The sequence below is a fragment of the Desulfobacterales bacterium genome (assembly GCA_029211065.1).
GTDB lineage: Bacteria > Desulfobacterota > Desulfobacteria > Desulfobacterales > JARGFK01 > JARGFK01.
Genome location: JARGFK010000215.1, coordinates 1 through 3,398, shown reverse-complemented (window position 1 = coordinate 3,398; position 3,398 = coordinate 1). Strand labels below are relative to the sequence as shown.

4 protein-coding genes are annotated in these 3,398 nt (G+C 48.4%); all 4 read left to right on the top strand.

Annotated features, from left to right (window positions below):
• The first annotated feature begins 102 nt into the window (after positions 1-102).
• The 4 genes from P1P89_22835 to P1P89_22820 all read left to right on the top strand — a co-directional run bounded on the left by P1P89_22835 (position 103) and on the right by P1P89_22820 (position 3,348).
• Positions 103-681, top strand: coding sequence for a poly-gamma-glutamate hydrolase family protein (locus P1P89_22835; GenBank protein MDF1594359.1), 579 nt, complete (start codon positions 103-105; stop codon positions 679-681).
• Between the two features lie 158 nt (positions 682-839).
• Positions 840-1,457 carry a recombination-associated protein RdgC gene (gene rdgC / locus P1P89_22830; GenBank protein MDF1594358.1) on the top strand — a complete coding sequence of 206 codons (618 nt, stop codon included), beginning with the start codon at positions 840-842 and terminating at the stop codon, positions 1,455-1,457.
• A complete protein-coding gene (locus P1P89_22825; GenBank protein MDF1594357.1) occupies positions 1,458-1,985 on the top strand; it encodes a hypothetical protein in 528 nt (175 codons plus the stop codon).
• Between the two features lie 151 nt (positions 1,986-2,136).
• The gene (locus P1P89_22820) at positions 2,137-3,348 is read left to right on the top strand and encodes an HD domain-containing protein (GenBank protein ID MDF1594356.1); all 1,212 of its coding nucleotides are present in this window, start codon (positions 2,137-2,139) and stop codon (positions 3,346-3,348) included.
• Positions 3,349-3,398 lie beyond the last annotated feature (50 nt).

Here is a 3,398-nt window from a genome sequence, read left to right as displayed (position 1 = left end):
ACCCGGCCCATCAGCGTGGTGCTGCTGGCAGGCGCGCTGGTATCCATCGTTTATCCCCTGCTCAAAAAACCGAAAATGCTGGAAAATGTCTGATGAAGGATTATGGCAAAAGACGCTTACACCGGTTTTAACGAACTGACAAAACATGAAAAAGTTGACACGGATTATCTGATAGCCATCAGTGATGTGGGTTCTGCTGTTACCATTGTCGCCCCCCACGGCGGCAAAATTGAACCGGGCACATCGGAAATCGCCCGGCGGATCGCATCCGATACTTATAACTGCTACTGTTTCAGAGGTATTAAAAAAAGCAACAACAGCCGCCTGCATATCACCAGCCACAATTTTGATGAACCGGCCGCGCTTAAGCTCATATCGACATCCGACATCGTGATAGCCATTCACGCCTGCACCGGCACAGCCGGTTTGGTCTATCTGGGCGGTCTGGATACGCCTTTAAAAAAATCAATCGCAGCCGAACTTCAAGCCAGAGGAATCGCCGTTTCCATGAAGGATTCCCGCTATAAAGGCGTAAACCCCGACAATATCTGCAATCGCGGTCGAACCGGCAAGGGGGTTCAGTTGGAAATTACCCGGGATTTAAGAGACGACCCGACCCAAAAAGAAATCATCGCTGAAGCGGTCCGGGCGTCACTGATTTTCAACCATACCGACGCGTAACAATTCGGCAACGGCTGCGGTTCTAAAATGATCCGCTTAAAAAATGCTTGCCGTTAATTTGTAAACACGGTATACCGCTCGCGGTATTTCCGTCCGGCGGAAACCCTGGCAAATTTTCCTTTTCGGTAAACGAACGATTTCTTTCAGGATGCTGTTTAATGAGTTTGTTATCATCTTCCGTTTCAATCACGTGTTATAAGGTCAGCAGTGAGCTTCAAAAACCGGTCCTTGATACGGTTTACAACGGTCTCACCCGCCATACCATCCGTTCAATCGATGATGAACCCGTGGAAAAAACCGTCGGTTGGACTTCATTCAAAAACCCGTATCTTCCGGATTTCGAAAGCTCTTCTTTTGTCATCGGTTCCTATCTGGTTTTTTCGCTGCGGCTGGACAAAAAAACAATCCCCGCCAATGTCATCCGGAAAAATGTTGCGATTGAAATGGAGAAGCAACTCAAGCGCAGCGGACGAAGCTATTTATCCGCCAACGAGAAAAAAACAATAAAGGATCATGTTACAGCTTCTCTGGTCCGGCGAATACCCGCCACCCCCAATGTTTATGACGTGGTCTGGAACCTGGAAGAATACCGGCTGTGGTTTTTCTCAAATCTGAAAGCGGCCAATGAAGCCCTTGAAACGCTGTTCTTAAAATCATTCAACCTCACCCTCATCCATCTTTTCCCTTATACAACCGCCGACCTGGTCTTGGGCCTCGAAGGTCCGGAGCGAGACCGCCTAACTCAGCTTGAACCCACAAAATTCACGGAGTCATAAATGCTGGACGTTGCCGTATCTTACAATCGATATAAATTTTTAGGCTATGAATTTCTCACGTGGTTGTGGTTTGTCATGGAAAAACAACCTCAGGCGCTCAGGGAGGCTGACCCTGACCTGGCATCGCTGGACGTCGGAAACCGCATCGTACTCGAAAACCATCGTAACAATACAGAAGAGAGCATCACCATCAAAGGCGATCAGGCCGGCCTGGAAGAAGGAACGCTGGCCTTGCGGAAAGGCGCCGTCGTAACCGAACTCAACCTCGTTTATAAATCCGGAAATCATGAATGGCGCTTTAACGTAAAGGGTGAAAGTCTGCATCTGTCGAGCCTTAAGACCCCGCAAACAGGGCCGATTGAAAACAAAGAGGATTTGGAAGGGGCCGTACTGGAAAAGCTGTTCCTCTATGAAAAGACGTTAACGCTGATCCACAATCTTTATAAAAAGTTCATTCAAGTGCGCCTGGCACCCAAATGGGAAAAAGAGACTATCCCTCAAATCAGAAAATGGATTCTATCGCAGTAATACATCCAGACCGAACAAACCGTTTTAAAGCGGACCGGATTCCATTGTGATCGATGAGACTCGTTTTTTTTCTGTTAAAGCCCTTGATCCTTAAGATCGAAATAGCTTATCATGGTTGATATGATTTAAAACATATCTGGGTTTTAAATCCATGAACAGAAAAACCGGACATCCGAAAATTACCGTGAATATGTTCGACCTCGTGGCGGCAATCGCCAGAGTGGTCGACATCATGAGTCCGGCAGTGGGCGACCATCACTTGAAGGTTGCCTATCTGGCTTTTCGGATCGGTGAAGCGCTGAGGCTGCCACTCTCCAAGCAATATGAGCTGGCAACCGCCGGGGCCTTGCATGATATCGGTGCATTCTCCCTGCAGGAGCGGCTTGACCTGCTGGCATTTGAAGATTCCCATCCCGGCCGGCATTCCATGGCCGGATTTTTGCTCCTAAACGATTTCAAGCCATTTTCTTCGATTGCCCGCATCATTAAATTTCACCATGTCCCCTGGAAAGGGGGTAAAGGCGCCCGCCAGAACGGTGAAGACATCCCCCTTGAAAGCCACATTATCCATCTGGCCGACCGCGCGGCAGTCAAGTTTTCAAACACCAAACCGGCTCTGGTCCAGGCCTGTGACATTTGTGACACCATCCGGAAATCCGGCAAATCTGTTTTTATACCGGAGGGGATTGACGCATTGCGAGAATTGTCGAGGCACGACTATGTCTGGCTTGAGCTGGCTTCCAATAATATCGAATCGATTTTAAAGCGCGAGTTGATGGGTCGGGCTGACATTTTAAAATTAAACGACCTGCTTGACTTTGGCTGGCTGATTTGCCGCCTGGTCGACTTTAAAAGTAAATTTACCGCAACCCACTCTTGCGGAGTTGCCGCAACGGCCGTTGCTCTGGCAAAAAAGAAAAAATTCTCAAATTATAAAATGAAGCTGATTGAACTCGCCGCCTACCTGCACGATATCGGCAAGCTGGCCATTCCAAATGAAATAATCGAAAAACCCGGCAAGTTAAATGATGACGAATGGTGTATCATGCGCTCCCATGTATATTATACCTACCAGATACTCGAACCGCTCGATAAGCTGAAACGGGTCACCTCTTGGGGCGCACTGCACCAGGAAAGACTGAATGGCAAGGGGTACCCTTTCGGTTACCGGGCGGCCGAACTGCCCCTTGGCTCCCGCATCATGGCGGTGGCCGATGTCTTTACCGCCTTAACCGAAGACCGCCCTTATCGAAAAGGAATGGGACGGCAGGAAACACTGAAGGTCCTCAAATCAATGGCAAACCGGCAGGAACTGGATGATGGACTCATAAATATTGTTGAACTAAGCGCTTCGCGCAGTTAATTTCTACACAATTCTATCTTTCGATTCAATTCACATTTTTGATCACCCTG